Source organism: Streptomyces sp. NPDC005799, assembly GCF_040630525.1.
GTDB lineage: Bacteria > Actinomycetota > Actinomycetes > Streptomycetales > Streptomycetaceae > Streptomyces > Streptomyces griseorubiginosus_B.
This window is the reverse complement of the sequence record NZ_JBEXXQ010000027.1, coordinates 1-16,798: the sequence shown is the minus strand read 5'-3', so window position 1 is coordinate 16,798 and position 16,798 is coordinate 1. Positions and strand designations below refer to the sequence as shown.

Below are 16,798 nucleotides of genomic sequence, written 5' to 3'. Positions count from 1 at the left end.
AAACGGAACCGGAACCGGAACCGAGACGTGAACCGGAACCGAGACCGGCACGAGCACCGGCACCGGCACCGGCACCGAAACTCCAAGCCTCCGGCCTGACCCGCGTCTTCGGCCGGACCCCCCGCACGGTCGACGCGCTCGGCCCCCTCGATCTGTCCGTCGCCACCGGCGAGTTCGTGTGCGTCGTCGGCCCGTCCGGCTGCGGCAAGTCCACGCTGCTGCGCATCGCGGCGGGTCTGCTGCGCCCCAGCAGGGGCGAGTTGCGCATCCGGACGACGAGCCGCCGCCCCGCGGCCATGATCTTCCAGGACTACGGCATCTACGACTGGAAGAGCATCCGCGCCAACGTCCGCTTCGGCCTGGACCTCCAGCGCCTTGCGCGCCGCGAGGCCGATGCCCGCACCGACGGGTGGCTCGCCCGCATGGGCCTGGCCGACTTCGCCGACGCCTATCCGGCGACGCTCTCCGGCGGTATGCGCCAGCGCGTGGCGATCGCCCGCGCCCTGGCCGTGGAACCCGAACTCCTGCTCATGGACGAGCCTTTCGCGGCGCTGGACGCCCAGCTCCGCACCATCCTCCAGGACGAACTCCTGGAGCTGACCCAGGCGTTGCGGACCACGACCCTGTTCATCACGCACAGCCTGGAGGAGGCGCTCGTCCTCGGCGACCGCGTCCTGGTGATGTCCGCGCGCCCCGGCCGGATCATCGCCGAGCACCGCCCGCCGTTCCCGCGCCCGCGCACCGGAGAAGTGCGCGCCGCGCCGGAGTTCGCGGCCCTGAAGAGCGAACTGTGGGACCTGCTGCGCAAGGAGGCCGCACCGGCATGACGACGATCGCCCCCGGCAAGGACCCCGAGCCGGTACTGGTCCGCCGTCCGGGCCCCGGGGAACTCCACCCGGTCCGGACCCACCGCCGCCGACGAGCCCTGGAACTCTCCCTGGCCGTGGCCGTACCCGCCCTGCTGATCCTGCTGTGGCAACTGGCCGCCGCCCGGGCATGGATCGACCCCCGCGTCTACCCGGCTCCCTCCACCATCCTCTCCGACGGCTGGGACCGCGCCGCGGCCGGCGATCTGTGGCCGGACGTGTGGGCGACCCTCAGACGCGTCCTGGCCGGCTATGCGATCGGCACCGCGACGGGCTACGCGCTCGGCCTCCTGATGGGCTCGCTCTCCCTGGTCAGGGCCGCCCTGGAGCCCCTCCTCGACGCCCTCTACGTGGTCCCCAAACTCGCCCTGCTGCCCGTCTTCCTGAACATGTTCGGCCTGGGCGAGGGCCCACAGGTGGCGCTCGTGGCGACGACCGTCTTCTTCTTCGTCTGGATCTCCACGATGTCGGCCGTCATCGCGATCCCGTCGGGCCACCGGGACGCGGGCCGGGTCTTCGGCGCCTCCCCCTGGCAGATGTTCCGCCACGTCCTGCTGCCCGCCTCCCTCCCCTCGGTGCTGGTGGGCGCGCGGATCGCGGCGGGCGTGGCCGTACTGGTGATCGTCGCCTCGGAACAGATCGCCGCGACGGACGGCCTCGGTCACCTGATCTTCGACTCGCGGGCGCTGTTCCAGAACGACGTGATGTTCGTGGGCATCGTCTGCGTGGCCGTCCTGGGCGTGCTGTTCTCCGAACTGGTGCGCGTGCTGGGCCGGTTGTTGACTCCGTGGGCACCGAGGGACAGAGGAAGGGGCCAGTCATGAGCGGACGGACACCCCGTGGGTACGGCGCCGCGCTGGCGGTGGCCGCGCTGCTGGTGTCGGCGGCCTGCTCGGCGACACCGAAGGACGACACCGGGGCGGACCCGGCCGCCGGTCGCACGATCCGCCCGGTCGACGGCTGCGGTCCGTCCTCCTGGACGGACCCGGCCGACCTCTCCGCCGCCCGCGCACCGGCCCGCTGCGCACCGCGCGCTCCTGCCGCGCGCCCCCTGTCCACGACGCGAAAGCTGACGATCGCGACGGGCACACTCAGCGCGGAGTATGTGGCACCCCTCGAAGTCGCCCTGGACAAGGGCGAGTTCAAGGCGGAGGGGCTGGACGTCACCCTCAAGGTCCTGCCCACGCCGGAGGCGCTGCCCCTGCTCGCCAAGGGCGACATCGACGCGCTGTGGGCGGCTCCGGAGGCGGCCGTGATGAATGGCATCAAGGGCGGCTTCGACATCAGGTGGGTCGCCGGGAACTTCTCCCCCGACCCGAAGTCGAAGAGCGGCCTGTGGGTGCGGCTGAAGAAGGGCGAGACGGCGGCCGGGGTGAAGCTGGCCGGCCGCTCGCTGGGGACGATGATCGGCAAGGGCTCCGTGATCGCGTACCCCATGCAGAAGGCGTTGGCCGGGCACCAAGGCGGCCTCGACAGCATCCGGTACCGCCAGCTGGGCTCGGCGGACGTGCTCACGGCCCTGCAGAACGGCGGCGTGGACTCGGCATGGCTGCTGGACCCGGTCTGGCGCAAGGTCGACGGCGAGCGGGGATACGCCTTCCTGGGCGGCCAGCCGCTCGGCGAGCCCCTCGGCGGCATGCTCTACGGCCGCACACTGCTGCGGGACGACGTGGACGCCGGGATGGCCCTCCTCAGGGCCTACATCCGCACGGTGAACACATACTTCGCCTCGGACTACAAACAGAACGAGACCTTCGTCACCTACCTGGCGAAGCTGCTCAAGACCGACGAGTCCGTCCTGAGGTCCACCCCGCCCCTCCGCATGGACTGGGAGATCCGCAAGGGCACGACGAACCGCCTCCAGTCCGCGTACGTCACCCAGGGCGCCACGGAGGGCTCCGCCGTCCCCGAACCCAGGATCGTGGACCGCGCCTACTACGAGGAAGCGGTGGGCCACACGCCCTGACCGTGGGAAACGCCGAGGGGCCGGAACCCATCTCTGGATTCCGGCCCCTCGGCCATCAGTAGCGGGGACAGGATTTGAACCTGCGACCTCTGGGTTATGAGCCCAGCGAGCTACCGAGCTGCTCCACCCCGCGTCGGTGAACGCAACATTACGTCAGCGACACCAGGGGAAGCAAATCGCTTACGACCAGCGCTCTCGTCCCGGCCCCCGGCCTCATGCGGAGAGCTCCTCCCGCAACGCGTCCCGCAAGCGGGCCGCCCGCTCCGAGACCTCCCCCGGCCCCAGCGACACCGCGCGATCGGCCCACCGCTGTCCCTCCGCCAGCTCGCCCCGACGCGCGTAGACGAGGGCCAGCCGCAGCGCCGCCCGCCCGTGCCCGGCGTCAGCGGCCCGCGTCCACCACACGGCGGCCTCCGGCTCGCTCCCCTCCCGGGCCAGCAGCAGCCCCAGATTGAAGGCTCCGTTGCGCGACCCGGCCTCCGCGGCCAGCCGGTACCACCGCGCCGCCTCCACGACGTCCCCCCGAGCCGCCGCCATCATCCCGACCCGCACCTGCGCCCGCCGGTGCCCCTGGGAAGCCGCCCGCTCGTACCACTCCTCGCACTCGGTCTTCTCGTGCACCGTCTCGCCCAGCTCGTGCGCCGGCTCCGGCGGCCGCCGGGCGTCCAGCACGGTCGCCAGCCGGTACGCGGCCTCGGCGCTGCCGCCGCCGGCCGCGCACCGCAGATGCCGCTCGGCCGCCGTCTCGTCCCCGTCGCGCAGCCGAGCGATGCCGACCTGCAGCGCCGCCTCGGTGTGCCCGGCGGCCGCGGCACGCTCGTACCACCGCAGCGCGACGACGTCCTCGCCCCGCCCGGCGTACAGGATCCCCAGGTTGAACGCGGCGTCCACGCTCCCCGCCTCGGCCGCCTTGGAGAACCACGGCTCGGCACCGGCCGTGTCGCCGCCCTGCAGCAGCAGGATGGCCAGCGCGTTCGCCGCCTCCCGGTGCCCGGCGTACGCGGCCCGCCGGTACCACTGCTCGGCCTGCGCGGTCCGTCCCTGCTCGGCGCAGAGCAGCCCGAGGTTGTAGGCGCCGTTCACATCGCCGGCGTCCATCGCGGCCCGGTACCACCGCTCGGCGGTCTGCGGCTCCCCGCGCTCGGCGTGCAGCGCCCCCAGCGCGTTGGCCGCGTTGCCGTCCCCCTCCTGCGCGGCCCTGAGCCACCACACGGCGGCGCTCTCGGTGTCCCCGGCGTCACGCAGCAGGAAGCCCAGCGCGCAGGCGGCCCGCGCCTCGCCGTCCTTGGCGGAGGTCAGATACCAGCGCCCGGCCTCCTTGAGCTCGCCGCGCTTCTCCAGGATCGCCCCGAGTTGCAGCGCGGCCCGGCGGTGTCCACGCGCGGCGGCCTGGCGGTAGAACCGCTCGGCCTCCTCCAGCGGCGCGACACCGTTGTCGGCCCCGTCCTCGCCCTCGTCGACCGCTCTGCGATCGAGCACGCGCGCCAGCCGGTACGCGGCCTCCCGGTGCCCGCGCTCGGCGGCGGCCCGCATCCACTCCTCGGCCCCGCCGTCCCCGCGGTGCTCCAGCAGGTCGGCGAGCGCGTACGCCCCGAGGGGGTGGCCCTGCTCGGCGGACTGCCGCAGCCAGTACTCGGCGGCGGGCTCGTCGCCGCGCTCGCGGTGGTGGCGGCCCAGCGCGTGCGCGGCCGCGGCGGATCCGGCGACGGCGGCGATCCGCCACCAGCCGGCCGCCTCCTCGGCGTAGCCGCGCTGGTGCAGCAGGACTCCCAGGTTGTTGGCGGCGGCACGGTCGCCCGCGGCGGTGGCGGCACGCAGATGGGGCTCGGCTCCGTCGAGATCGCCGCGGCGCAGCAGCATGGCCCCGAGAACACTCATCGCCTCGACGTCGCCGGTCTCGGCGGCGAGCCGCTGACGCAGTTCCTCGGCAGCCTCTTCAGCAGCCTCCCCCGCGTCCCCCTGGGATGGCTGCACAAATCGCCCTGTCTCGAACAGAGTTGCCTTGTCCCCCATAACGTCCATCGTCGCACCACCTGCAACCTGGGTACACCTGGTATACCGCAGCCAGTGAGGTCACTTCAGCGTTTTGTCGACATGCCCACAGAGAGACAAGTCAAACACACGGCACGCGACTCCCCGAGGCGGCACGGCGGTCCCCTCCCCCGGCACATCCGTTCGCACATCACGAAGGCCCGGATCCTTTGAGGATCCGGGCCTTCGACTGCAGTAGCGGGGACAGGATTTGAACCTGCGACCTCTGGGTTATGAGCCCAGCGAGCTACCGAGCTGCTCCACCCCGCGTCGTTGTTCGGCAACCGTATCACGACGCGGGAGGGGCAGTTGATCAGCCGCCGCCCGAACTGCCGCTCGGGCTGGGACTGCTGCCGGGCTTGGCACTGCTCCCGCTCTTGTTGCCGTTGCCGCTGGTCCTGTCGGCCTGGGACTGCGCGGCCTCGGCCCGCTTGAGCGCGTCCTCGAGGTCCTTCTGCGCCTTGCCGTACGCCGTCCAGTCGTTCTTCTTCAGGGCCTCCTGGCCCGCGTCGAAGGCCTTCTGGGCGTCGTTCAGGGCCTGTTGGACCGTCGGGTTGCTGGACGTCGGCGGCGGGGTGGTCGTCCCCTGGTCCGGCGGCGAGGTCGAACTCTGCGCCCCGAAGACCTTGTTGAGGGCCTCGTCCAGGGTGTTCTCGAAGGCGGTGTTGCCTCCGTAGGTCACCAGCACCTTCCGCAGCAGCGGGTACTTCAGTCCACCACCGCGTACGTAGACCGGCTCCACATAGAGCAGTCCTCCGTCGAGGGGCACCGTCAGCAGGTTGCCGTACTCGATGTCGGAGTCGCCGCCCTTGAGGAGTCTGATCGCCGCGGCGATGTCCTGCTCGGAGTTGAACTTGCTCTGGACCTGTTTGGGTCCGTCGACGGTCGTGCTCGTCGGCAGTTTCAGGATTCTGATCTTGCCGTAGTCACTGGTACTGGCGTCGGCGTCGACCGCCATGAACGCGCTGAGGTTGTCCCGGCCGTTCGGTGTGAAGGTCGTCGTCAGCGAGAACGCCTGCGCGGGCTGCCCGGGCATCTTCATGCTCAGGTAGTACGGCGGCACCGCGTTGCCCGACTTGTTGGTCGGGTCGTCCGGCACCTGCCACACCTCGCTGCCGGTGAGGAAGGTCTGCGCGTCGGTGACGTGGTAGCGGGTGAGCAGCTCGCGCTGGACCTTGAACAGGTCCTGCGGGTAGCGGAAGTGGGCCTGCAGATCGGGCGAGATGTCCGCCTTCGGCTCCACCGTGCCCGGGAACGCCTTCATCCAGGTCTTCAGGACGGGGTCCTCGGTGTCCCACTGGTAGAGCTTGACCTCACCGGTGTACGCGTCGACGGTCGCCTTCACCGAGTTGCGGATGTAGTTGACCTGGTTCTGCTGGGCCACCACCGCGCGGTTGTTGTTGGTCGCGGTCAGCGAGTCGGCCGTCGTGTCGCCCAAGGTCGTACGGGAGGCGTACGGATAGCCGTTGGTCGTCGTGTAGGCGTCGACGATCCACTGGATGCGGCCGCCCACCACCGCCGGATAGGCGTCGCCGTCGATGGTCAGCCAGGGCGCCACCGCCTCGACGCGCTCCTTGGGTGTGCGGTTGTAGAGGATCCGCGAACCCTTGCCGATCGCGCCCGAGTAGAAGATCTGCGGCTCGTTGAACGCCACCGCGTAGGCGGCCCGGTTGACCGGGTTGTCGAGGTTGACCCCGCTCTTGCCCTTGTAGCTGGTGGTCTTCTCGCCGCTGTCGTCGGAGTAGTCGATCTCCTTCTGGGGACCGCCGACGATCGAGTACGTGGTGGTCTTCTCGCCGTAGTAGATCTGCTGCTTGTACTCGCCCAGGTCACCCGTGGACGGCAGATCGGACTCGGTGAAGACGGGCTGGCCGTCCTCGACCTCGGTGCCCTTGGCCGCGACCACGCCGTAGCCATGGGTGTAACGGAAGTGGTCGTTGATCCAGTTGTTCTTCGGGATGCCGTTGAGGTTCAGCTCCCGCAGACCGATGACGGTGTCCTGCTCCTTGCCGTCCTTGCTGTACCGGTCGACGTCCAGATTGTTCGGGAACGCGTAGTAGTTCCTGATCTGCTGGAGCTGCTGGAAGGTCGGCGAGACGATGTTCGGGTCCAGGATGCGGATGCTCGCCGTGGAGTCGACGTCGTCGCGCAGCTTGGTCTTGTCCTTGGTGGTGCTCGTCCCCGAGTACTCGGTCACCTTGGTGTCGTCGATGCCGTACGCCTCGCGGGTCGCCTTGAGGTTCTTCTGGACGTACGGCGCTTCCTTGGCCTGCTCGTTGGGCTGGACCTGGAACTTCTGCACGATCGCCGGGTACAGGCCGCCGATCAGGATCGCCGAGAGCACCATCAGCCCGAAACCGATCACGGGCAGCTGCCAGGTGCGCCGCCACAGGGTGGCGAAGAACAGCACCGCGCAGATGACGGCGATGCAGAACAGGATCGTCTTCGCCGGCAGATAGGCGTTGGCGTCGACGTACCTGAGGCCGGTCCAGTTGCCGGTCGCCTTGAAGTCACTGGACTTGACCGCGAGACCGTACCGGTCGAGCCAGTACGCGACCGCCTTCAGCGCGACGAAGATGCCGAGCAGCACGGAGAGATGACCGGTCGCGGCGGCGGTGGCGCGCGCGCCCGGGGAGGTGATCCTCAGGCCGCCGTACAGGTAGTGCGTGAGCGCGGCGGCGATCAGGGAGAGGATCGCGGCGGCGAAGCCGAAACCGAGCAGGAACCGGTACCAGGGCAGGTCGAAGGCGTAGAAGGAGACGTCGAGATGGAACTGGGGGTCCTTCTGGTGGAAGGGCACGCCGTTGACCCACATCAGCCAGGTCTGCCACTGACTGGAGGCGGAGGCACCGGCGATCAGGCCGACCAGCGCGGTGATCCCGAGCAGCAGCCACTTCTTGTACGGCGCGATGCCCATCCGGTAGCGGTCCAGGCTCTGCTGCTCCATGGACATGGCACTCAGCGGGGGCCGCAGCCGGTGCGCGAGCCAGATGTTGACGCCGACCGCGAGGGCCATCAGCACACCGAAGACGAAGAACAGGCCGATCTTCGTCCACAGCGTGGTGGTGAAGACGGACGAGTACTTCACCGAGCGGTACCAGAGCCAGTCCGTCCAGAAGCCCGCGAACATGGTGAAGGCCATGCCGAGAACGGCGAGCACGCCCAGTGTCATGAGCAGGGTCCGGACTCGCCGGGACGGGCGGCCCACTCTGATCCGTGGCCCCGTCGGGCCTCCGCCGCGGTCCGGCATCTGGAAAGCCAAGGTGCGCACCTCGAAGTCGCTGTCGGTTCGTCAGGCCCCCGCGTGTTCGTGAGCCCCTCCGTGGCCCCCCGTGATCGCGGGCCCACACCTATGCAACTTACTCACCGTTTACTCGGTTCCCGATTCCGGCCATGAACGAGGCAGGATTGTGACCATGTCCAACACCCCCATGGCGGCGAGCCCGCTCACCCGGGCCGTGCTCGAGATCGACGAGTACGCCTCCGGCCTCGGCTGGGACCAGCCCGCCCGCCTCTTCGCCCTCGTAGACACCGCTCGGCTGCGGGCCGAGGAACCGGCTCTCGCCGCCCAGCTCGGCCTGGACGACGAGCCGGAGTCCTCGGGTCTCACGCCCATCGAGCAGGACGAGATCCCGGCGAACAGCCCGCTGGACGAGTTCCTCGCCACCATCGCCTGGCCCGACGCGGTGGCCGGCTGCGCGCTCACGGTGGAGCGGCTGATGCTGCCGCCGTCCGCCGAGGCGTCCGTCCCGGAAGGCCTGGACGACAGCAAGCTCGCCCGCTGGGTCGCCGAGCACCCGGACCGGCAGGAGGTCCGGATGACGGTGGCGGTCCTGCGCGACGGCGCCCGCGAGTCGGCCCTCAGGCTGCGCGAGAAGGACGCGCCGACGGAGGTCCTCACGGGCTCCGGCCTCGTTCCCGGCCTCGCCGAGGCCCTGGCGGCGACCTTCGAGGACTGATCCTCTTCGGGTACGACGACGGGGGCGCTCCTGCTGTGCGAGGGCGCCCCCGTCGTCGTACCGGACCCGGTTGTCAGCCCTTGGTCGTGCACTTCGGCAGGGCGGCGGTGTCACCGCTGCGGATGTCCTTCAGGGCGCCGAGGGCGTCCGCGATGGTGTGCACCTTGACGAGCCTGAGCCCGCCGGGGGTGTCCTTGGCCGCGGCGGCGCAGTTCTCGGCCGGGGTCAGGAAGTACTGGGCGCCCTTGTCGCGCGCGCCGACGGTCTTCATTTCGATGCCGCCGATCGGGCCGACCTTGCCGGTGTCGTCGATCGTGCCGGTGCCGGCCACGAACTTGCCGCCGGTGAGGTCGCCCGGGGTGAGCTTGTCGTAGATGCCGAGGGCGAACATCAGGCCGGCGCTGGGGCCGCCGACATCGGCGAGCTTGATGTCGATCGAGAACGGGAAGGTGTGGTCGGTCCCCGCCGAGATCCCCACGATGGCCCGCTTGGGGTCGCTGTCGTCCGAGGTGGCCGTCTTGATCGTGATGTCCTCGGTACTGGTCGCCGTCTTGTTCGCCTTCTCGGCGGCGGCCTGGTCCTTCGCGGGCACCACCGTGAAGACGACGTTCTGGCCCGGCTGGTGTTTGGTCACCAGCTTGGCCACGTCCGTGGGCTGCTTGACGGCGGTGCCGTCCACGGCCTTGATGACGTCACCGGCGTGCAGTCGGCCCTCGGCCGGCGAGTCCTTCACCACGGTCGAGACGATCACCCAGGACCTCACCGGGATGTTCAGCTCCTTCAGGGCGGCGACCTTGGCGCTCTCCTGGGACTGGCTGAACTCCTCGGCGTTCTCCTGGGTCGACTGCTGCTCGGTCTTGCCGTTCGGGTAGAGCGTGTCGTGCGGCACGACCTTGTAGTCGTGCGCGAGCCATCCGTAGACGGCCTCGACGAGGTTCATCTTGTAGTCGGCGCTGGTGACCCGCACCGTGGTCATGTTCAGATGCCCGCTCGCCGCGTAGGTCTTGTGCCCGGCGATCTGCAGCACCGGCTCGCCGTCGTGGTCCCCCAGCGTGTTCACGGTGGGCCCGGGGGACATCTCCGAGTAGGGCACGGGGATGAAGACTCCCGCGCACAGGAGCGCGATCAGCATCAGGGTGGAGGCGAGCATCGTCGCGGTGCGGCGTGGCATGCCAAGACAGTACGGGACGGCGCTGTCAGCGCACCGTCAGCCCCACCTCTGTCATGTACCGGAGTGGGACTTCTCCATGGCCTCGCGGAAGCGCGCGTACCCGTCGAGCTCGGGCCCGTCGCCGCGCACCTTCCGGGTCCGGGTGGCCCAGCTGCCCCACAGACCGGCGACGATCCCGGCCATCAGCGGAATCAACAACCAGACGAGCGCTCCCATGCCGACCTCCCAACCCCGGTGAGCGACCGCAAGAACTGACTGATCAGCAGATTAACCATCCGCACTGACAACGCTCACGGCAGGGGTGTGGTTACGCAACCGGAGGACCGGCGAAGGGGGTTCGGCGGACGCCGAAGAGACTCAGCAGGCCACGAAGGGAGTCAGCAGGCACCGACCCGCCCTCCCGTCACCCGACCACCACCCCTCACCGACGGCGCTACGCGCCGACCCGTCCTCCCGTCACCCGACCACCACCCCTCACCGACGGCGCTACGCGCCGACCCATTCGTCTGTGCCGTCGGAGAAGGTCTGGTGCTTCCAGATCGGCACCTCGTGCTTGAGATCGTCGATCAGCTTGCGGCAGGCGTCGAAGGCCTCGCCCCGGTGCGGGCACGAGACGGCGACGACGACGGCGAGGTCACCCACCCGGAGGTCACCGACCCGGTGCACGGCGGCCAGCGCCCGCACCGGATACTCCGCGACGACCTTCTCGGCGATCCGCCGCATCTCGGCCTCGGCGCTCGGGTGACACGAATAACCGAGCCGGTCGACGTCGGCGCCCCCGTCGTGGTTCCGCACGGTCCCCACGAACAGCGCCGTACCACCGGCGGCGTCGTCACCGACGGCCCGGAAGACCTCGTCGACGGAGAGCGGGGTCTCCCGGATGCCGATGAGCTTGACGGGGTCGCCCGCGGCCCGCTCACCGGGATGGTCGTATGTGGGTGCCATACGTCCATCGTGCCTCACGCGTGTGACAGCGAGGAATACGACGATCACCAGGCACACGCGCGTGCCCTCTCGGAGCCTCCTACAGCCCCGGGACCCGGCTCAGATCCGCCGCCGCGCCTTGCGGGCCCGCCGCACGACCGCCGCCGCGCCCAGCAGGGCCACCGTCGCGCCCGCGGCGCCCGCCGCCGTCGCGTCCTTGCGGCCGAGCCGCCGTCCGGCGACCGTGTGCCGGCCGGAGACCTCCTCCAGCAGCTCCGCGAGCACCTCCTCGTTGGTCCACTGCGGCCGCCACCCGGCGTCGTGCAGCCGGCTCCCGCTCACCACCCACGGGTACATCGTGTAGGCCAGATCCCCCGCCGGGGACGGCGTCAGCCCGATCCGGTGCAGCCGGGCCGCGGCGCCCAGCGCCACCGCGGAGGGCAGCTCCATCCGCCGGATCCCGCTGAGCTCCTCGACCTCCTCCTGCTCCAGCCACCCGTCGCACCCCACGGCGAGTTCCCCGTCCACCTTCTCCAGGACGGCGTACTCCAGGGCGCCGCACAGGTCCTCGACGTGGCAGAACTGCCACGCGGGCCGCGACCCGGCGACGACGAGCAGCCGCGGCGACTCGAAGTACCGCGTCAACGCGGTGTCGGTCCCGCCCACCAGCACCGCGGGCCGCACCACGGTGACATTGAGCCCGGGATGCGCGCGTGGCGCGCGACGCGCGAGCCGCTCGATCTCCAGGAGGTCGCCCACACCGGTGGCCTCGGCGGTGGCGCGCAGCTCCGCGTCCTCCGACAGCGGCAGCTCGTTGTCCTCCAGCGCGCCGTAGACCATCGCAGAGGTGCACAGCACGACCCGGTGGACACCGGCCGCCGCGGCGGCGGTGAGCACGGTCTGCGTCCCCCGGACGTTGTACGCCGTCCGGGCGGCGGGATCGCTCTCCAGGTCCAGGTCGAGCGCCAGATGCACCACGGCGTCCGCGCCGCGCAGCTTGTCCGCGATGGCCGGGTCCCGCACGTCCAGGATGTGCCACTGCGCCGCCGCGCACTCGCCGCGCCGCTCGTCGATGGCGACGACCTGCTTGATCTCCTCCGACGCGGCGAGCCGCTCCGTGAGCAGCGCCCCGATACCGGACGCGGCACCGGTGACCGCGACGACGGGTCCGCGTACGGTTGGCGGGGCTGACTCGTTTCGCGCTGCGCGAACCTGCGGATCTGGGGAACTCACCGGGCGTCTCCAGCGGTTGTCTTCAGTACGAACGCGCATGAGGCGTCCGTACCAGGTGGCATCCATCCTGCCGCAGGCCAAGAGTCGGCGAAGCACCGAGGCCCGAACCGCCCATGGTGTCTACGCTGGGTGGTGTTATCGGGCAGTCGTGCCGTCGGAGACAACCGGCGGCCTTACCAGCCGAGGAATCCCGTGAGTGACACCCCATTCGGATTCGGCCTTCCGCCGGAGGAGCCGGAAGACGGCGACGAGGGCAAGAAGAAGGACCAGGAGAGCGGCGGTGGTCAGGGCCCGGCCAACCCGTTCGGTTTCGGCGGGCTGCCCGGCGCCGGGGGCTTTGGCGGCCCCGGTGCGGACAATCCGCTCGCTGCCATGTTCGGTTCGCTGAACCCCACCGACCTGGGCGCCGCCTTCCAGCAGCTGGGCCAGATGCTCTCGTACGAGGGCGGCCCGGTGAACTGGGACATGGCCAAGCAGATCGCCCGCCAGACCGTCTCCCAGGGCACCGCGGACGGCGTGAAGGACACGAGCGTCGGCCCCGCCGAGCGTAACGCCGTCCAGGAGGCCGTCCGTCTCGCCGACCTGTGGCTGGACGACGCGACGTCCCTGCCGTCCGGCGCCGGCACCGCGGTGGCCTGGTCCCGCGCGGAGTGGGTCGAGGCGACCCTGCCGGCCTGGAAGGAGCTCGTCGATCCGGTCGCGGAGCGCGTGGGCGCGGCCATGGGCGACGTCCTGCCGGAGGAGATGCAGGCCATGGCCGGCCCGCTGATCGGCATGATGCGCTCGATGGGCGGCGCCATGTTCGGCACGCAGATCGGGCAGGCCGTCGGCGTGCTCGCGGGCGAGGTCGTCGGCTCCACCGATGTCGGCCTGCCGCTCGGCCCGGCCGGCAAGGCGGCCCTGCTGCCGGTGAACATCGAGTCGTTCGGCAAGGACCTGGGCGTGCCCAAGGAGGAGGTGCGGCTGTATCTCGCCCTGCGCGAGGCCGCCCACCAGCGCCTCTTCGCGCACGTGCCGTGGCTGCGCGGACACCTGTTCGGCGCCGTCGACGGGTACGCGCGCGGCATCAAGGTCGACACGGCCAAGCTCGAGGACGTGGTCGGCCAGTTCGACCCGCAGAACCCGGAGCAGCTGCAGGACGCCCTCCAGCAGGGAATGTTCCAGCCGGAGGACACGCCCGAGCAGAAGGCGGCCCTGGCCCGTCTGGAGACGGCTCTGGCGCTCGTCGAGGGCTGGGTGGACGCGGTGGTGCACGCGGCCGCGAAACCGCGTCTGTCGTCCGCCGACGCGCTGCGTGAGACCCTGCGCCGCCGCCGTGCGACGGGCGGCCCGGCCGAGCAGACGTTCGCCACGCTGATCGGCCTGGAGCTGCGTCCGCGCCGGCTGCGGGACGCCTCCCGTCTGTGGGCCTCACTCACGGACGCGCGTGGGGTGGACGGCCGCGACGCCCTGTGGTCGCACCCGGACATGCTGCCCACGGCGTCCGACCTGGACGACCCGGACGGCTTCGTCCACCGCGAGCAGCTGGACTTCTCCGAGCTGGACAAGATGCTGGGCGAGGCGGCGGACGGCTCCGCCGGGAAGCCGGACCTGAAGAAGGACGACGACTCCGAGTGAGCCTGTACGACGACGCGGTCCTCGTCCTGAAGGGGTACGAGGACCAGGAAGAGCTGTGCCAGGCCTATCTGGATCATCTGGCGGCCCACCCGGACGGCCTGTGGAAGGCGTGCCACGCGGGTCACATCACGGCGAGCGCCCTGGTGATCGACCCCTCGCGCGAGCGCGTCCTGCTGACGCTGCACCGCAAGCTGCGGATGTGGCTGCAGATGGGCGGCCACTGCGAGCCGCAGGACGCGTCGCTGGAGGCGGCGGCCCTGCGGGAAGCGACGGAGGAGTCCGGTGTCACCGGGCTGACGCTGCTGCCGGGCGGCCCGGTCCGCCTGGACCGGCACCCCATCCCGGCGCCGTGTCACTGGCACTTCGACGTGCAGTACGCCGTCCTGGCACCGCCGGAGGCGGACGTCACGATCAGCGACGAGTCGCTGGACGTCAGATGGTTCCCGTACGGCGAGGTCGCGGACGTCGCCGACGAGTCCGTCGTACGTCTGCTCGAGGCGACGCGCGCCAGGCTGTGAACGTGTAAAGGGCGCCCGCAATGGCGGGCGCCCCTTACGTCTGCTTCCTGGACGCTCAGCTCCAGACGTTCCCCTGGTTCTGCGCGCGCACCCCGTGCTGCCCCATGCCGTACTGCGCGGCGAGGCCCTGCCCGATGTGCGCGTTCTGCGGCGGCAGCAACTCGCTCGGCTGGACCAGCGCGAAGCCGCTGCCCATGAAGCTGAGCTCCCAGCCCTCACCGGTGTTGCCTCGGCGCCGCCACACCCCGGAGGAGTGCGTCTGGGCCTGCATCTGCACCCGCAGCCCGGTCGACCAGGCGACGATGGCGTCGGCGTCGCAGTTGACGTACTTGTCGGGCGTCACCTGCATCATCAGGGGCGCCCCCGAGGTCATCAGGGCGACCTTGCCGCGGCCGGTGATGTTCAGCTGGTACTTCCCCGAGCCGGAGATGCCGTAGAGGCTGTCGACGGCGATGACCTCGTGGTGCAGCGAGGAGTCCATCGCGAGGACGTAGCCGCTGTCGACGGTGAGACCGTCCTGATCGACGTCCACCACATGGATGTGCTGGGCGAGGTTGGCGAAGTACACCGTGCCCTGCCCGTGGCAGCGCATCAGGCTCAGGCCCTCGCCGGTGTAGGCACGCGCGCGTGCCTGCTGGTTGCTCTGGTACTCGGCGTCGAACTCGACGAGCCCCTGGTAGGCGACCATGGTGCCCTTGCGGGCCAGGATGTCGTCGTGGCCCTGCAGGGCGACGCGCAGCAGCTGCTTGTTCTGCAGGCTGTAGCGCTCCTGGGACTGCGAGTCGTTGAAGGCGAAAAGCGGACTCTGCATGGCGTTTCTGGCTCCCCCTCAGCCCCGGAACCGCAGGCGGTCGGTGCTGTCCTCACTGGGCTGGACGACGACGATGCCCTGACCGGAGAAGGCCATCTGGTAGGCCTCGCCGCTGCCGCGGCCGATCAGTGACTGCGCCTTGAAGCTGCGCTTGCCCTTCACCTTGAGGTTCGGGGACCAGGCGACGAGCGCGTCCGGGTCGACGTATGTCTCGTCCTCGCCGCCGCCGCAGTCGACGACGATCGGCTTGCCCCGGGAGGTCAGCGCGACCCAGCCCTGCCCGGAGATCTTGGTGTTCCACAGGCCCTGCCCGGCGAACTTCGCGAGCCCCTTGACCCGCTCCACGCCCCAGGTGAGGTGGGCGTCGAAGGCGAGGAGGTTGGTGGCGTTGACGGAGATGCCGTCACCGCCCAGGTTGATGACGACGACGTTTGCCCCGTAGTCGGCGAGGTAGAGCAGCCCGTCGCCGGAGCACTTCATCAGGGGCGCGCCCTCGCCGGTGATCCAGTCCCGGGCGATCTGGCGCACGGCCGGCGGGTTGGGCTCGTACTGGATGAAGCCCTCGTAGGCGATCATCGAGCCCACGCGCGCGAAGAGGTCCTGTCCGGTCTGCATGGCGACCTTGAGCATGTGGTCGCCGTGGGTGTCCATACGGGTGGTGACGGGTGCGGGGGCGAAGCCCGCGAGCGGCTGGTTCATGACGGGCTCCCTCAGACCTCGTACGGCTGGACGACGATGAAGTTGCCGGGAGCGCCCCGGAACTGCAGGTTGACGCTCTCCCCGGTGTCGCCCGGATAGGCGTTGCGCCGCATCCGGACCTGGCTGGAGACGATCACCTGGGCGGCGGCCGACCAGGCGACCACGGCGTTGGCGTCGGCGAACGTGGTCGGCGTGACCGGCAGCGCCACGGGCGTGCCGTGCGTCTTGACCACGAGCGTGCCCGTGCCCTGGAACTGCATCGTGAACAGCGCGCCCCCGGGGATGCCGTGTCCCTCGATCCGGCGGACCTCGTACTGGAGGCCCTCGTCGAAGGCGAGGACGTTCTCGGCGGACACGCAGATCGCGTCGCCCTGGAGTTCGACGGGGTGCAGATAGGTGGCCTGCTCGGCGAGGAACACCTGCCCCTGGCCGGTGCAGCGCATCAGCTGCATCTCCTGGCCGGTCGCGTTGCCCACCACCCGGCCCATGATGCCGGCGCCCTTGTAGGCGAAGTCGACCTTGCCCTGGTAGAGCACCATGCTGCCCTGACGCGCGAGCACTGGCTGGCCGCCGACGCCGAGGTCGACACGGACCAGCTTGCTGTTCTGCAGGGTCCAGCGCTGCCCGGTGGGCGTCTCCTTGAACATCTGCAGCGCGGCCCCGACACCGGCACCACCCTGGGGAGCGCCCTGCGGGACGCCGTACGCCTGCTGTCCAGGGACCTGCCCGAAGGGCGGCTGCTGTCCGTAACCGGGGGGCGGGGTCGGCTGGCCGTACCCCGGAGGCGGGGTCGGCTGGCCGTAACCGGGCGGCGGGGCGGGGGCCTGGGGAGCTTGGGGCTGGCCGTAGCCGGGCGGAGGCGGGGCGGTCTGGCCGGGGGGCTGTCCGTACGGCTGCTGCTGGGGCGGGTGGCCATAGGGCGCGGGCGCGGGGGCCGGGGGCGGGACCGGGGCGACGCCGGGCGGGCTCATCGGCGCGACTTGGGTGGGCGCGGCGTGCACGT

Annotated in this window: 15 protein-coding genes and 2 tRNA genes; 6 read left to right on the top strand and 11 right to left on the bottom strand. The window is 70.6% G+C overall.

The genetic code is table 11. The annotated features are described in order from the left end of the window. Positions 1-95: 95 nt before the first annotated feature. The 3 genes from ABZ453_RS25605 to ABZ453_RS25595 are packed head-to-tail and all read left to right on the top strand — an operon-like array spanning position 96 to position 2,832. Positions 96-827 (top strand): ABC transporter ATP-binding protein, encoded by a 732-nt coding sequence (locus ABZ453_RS25605; protein WP_359018254.1) that lies wholly within the window; start codon positions 96-98, stop codon positions 825-827. Next, positions 824-1,690 (top strand): ABC transporter permease, encoded by an 867-nt coding sequence (locus ABZ453_RS25600; protein ID WP_359018070.1) that lies wholly within the window; start codon positions 824-826, stop codon positions 1,688-1,690. Before ABZ453_RS25605 ends, ABZ453_RS25600 begins: the two co-directional genes overlap by 4 nt. Next, entirely contained in the window at positions 1,687-2,832 is a 1,146-nt protein-coding gene (locus ABZ453_RS25595) for an ABC transporter substrate-binding protein (RefSeq protein ID WP_359018068.1), read from the top strand. The genes ABZ453_RS25600 and ABZ453_RS25595 overlap by 4 nt, the downstream gene beginning before the upstream one ends. Before the next feature lie 59 nt (positions 2,833-2,891). Here ABZ453_RS25595 and ABZ453_RS25590 read toward each other — a convergent pair. From ABZ453_RS25590 to ABZ453_RS25575, 4 genes are all read right to left on the bottom strand, one after another. Beyond that, positions 2,892-2,965, bottom strand: a tRNA-Met gene (locus ABZ453_RS25590). A gap of 80 nt (positions 2,966-3,045) precedes the next feature. Then, entirely contained in the window at positions 3,046-4,854 is a 1,809-nt protein-coding gene (locus ABZ453_RS25585; protein ID WP_359018066.1) for a tetratricopeptide repeat protein, read from the bottom strand. A 205-nt stretch (positions 4,855-5,059) separates the two neighbouring features. After that, positions 5,060-5,133, bottom strand: a tRNA-Met gene (locus ABZ453_RS25580). 43 nt (positions 5,134-5,176) lie between these two features. After that, a complete protein-coding gene (locus ABZ453_RS25575) occupies positions 5,177-8,113 on the bottom strand; it encodes a UPF0182 family protein (protein ID WP_359018252.1) in 2,937 nt (978 codons plus the stop codon). Between the two features lie 166 nt (positions 8,114-8,279). Here ABZ453_RS25575 and ABZ453_RS25570 point away from each other — a divergent pair, with 166 nt between their 5' ends. Beyond that, entirely contained in the window at positions 8,280-8,822 is a 543-nt protein-coding gene (locus tag ABZ453_RS25570; protein ID WP_359018064.1) for a PPA1309 family protein, read from the top strand. Positions 8,823-8,895: 73 nt separating this feature from the next. Here the strand turns inward: ABZ453_RS25570 and ABZ453_RS25565 are convergent, their stop codons facing one another. From ABZ453_RS25565 to ABZ453_RS25550, 4 genes are all read right to left on the bottom strand, one after another. After that, a complete protein-coding gene (locus ABZ453_RS25565; RefSeq protein ID WP_359018062.1) occupies positions 8,896-9,993 on the bottom strand; it encodes a PDZ domain-containing protein in 1,098 nt (365 codons plus the stop codon). 51 nt (positions 9,994-10,044) lie between these two features. Next, positions 10,045-10,209 carry a hypothetical protein gene (locus tag ABZ453_RS25560; RefSeq protein WP_359018060.1) on the bottom strand — a complete coding sequence of 55 codons (165 nt, stop codon included), beginning with the start codon at positions 10,207-10,209 and terminating at the stop codon, positions 10,045-10,047. A gap of 270 nt (positions 10,210-10,479) precedes the next feature. Beyond that, positions 10,480-10,938 carry a molybdenum cofactor biosynthesis protein MoaE gene (locus ABZ453_RS25555; RefSeq protein ID WP_133044530.1) on the bottom strand — a complete coding sequence of 153 codons (459 nt, stop codon included), beginning with the start codon at positions 10,936-10,938 and terminating at the stop codon, positions 10,480-10,482. A gap of 99 nt (positions 10,939-11,037) precedes the next feature. Then, positions 11,038-12,150, bottom strand: coding sequence for an SDR family oxidoreductase (locus tag ABZ453_RS25550; protein WP_359018057.1), 1,113 nt, complete (start codon positions 12,148-12,150; stop codon positions 11,038-11,040). A gap of 192 nt (positions 12,151-12,342) precedes the next feature. Here ABZ453_RS25550 and ABZ453_RS25545 point away from each other — a divergent pair, with 192 nt between their 5' ends. Next, positions 12,343-13,767 carry a zinc-dependent metalloprotease gene (locus tag ABZ453_RS25545; RefSeq protein ID WP_208785499.1) on the top strand — a complete coding sequence of 475 codons (1,425 nt, stop codon included), beginning with the start codon at positions 12,343-12,345 and terminating at the stop codon, positions 13,765-13,767. Further along, positions 13,764-14,285 (top strand): NUDIX hydrolase, encoded by a 522-nt coding sequence (locus tag ABZ453_RS25540; protein ID WP_359018055.1) that lies wholly within the window; start codon positions 13,764-13,766, stop codon positions 14,283-14,285. The genes ABZ453_RS25545 and ABZ453_RS25540 overlap by 4 nt, the downstream gene beginning before the upstream one ends. Positions 14,286-14,340: 55 nt before the next feature. On the opposite strand, the gene ABZ453_RS25535 is transcribed toward ABZ453_RS25540, so the two are convergent. From ABZ453_RS25535 to ABZ453_RS25525, 3 genes are all read right to left on the bottom strand, one after another. Beyond that, positions 14,341-15,096 carry an AIM24 family protein gene (locus ABZ453_RS25535; RefSeq protein WP_359018053.1) on the bottom strand — a complete coding sequence of 252 codons (756 nt, stop codon included), beginning with the start codon at positions 15,094-15,096 and terminating at the stop codon, positions 14,341-14,343. A gap of 18 nt (positions 15,097-15,114) precedes the next feature. Beyond that, complete coding sequence (locus ABZ453_RS25530; RefSeq protein ID WP_359018051.1) at positions 15,115-15,795, bottom strand: AIM24 family protein; 681 nt, start codon at positions 15,793-15,795, stop codon at positions 15,115-15,117. 11 nt (positions 15,796-15,806) lie between these two features. Then, on the bottom strand, positions 15,807-16,798 hold a 992-nt coding region (locus tag ABZ453_RS25525; protein ID WP_359018049.1), incomplete at its 5' end, for an AIM24 family protein.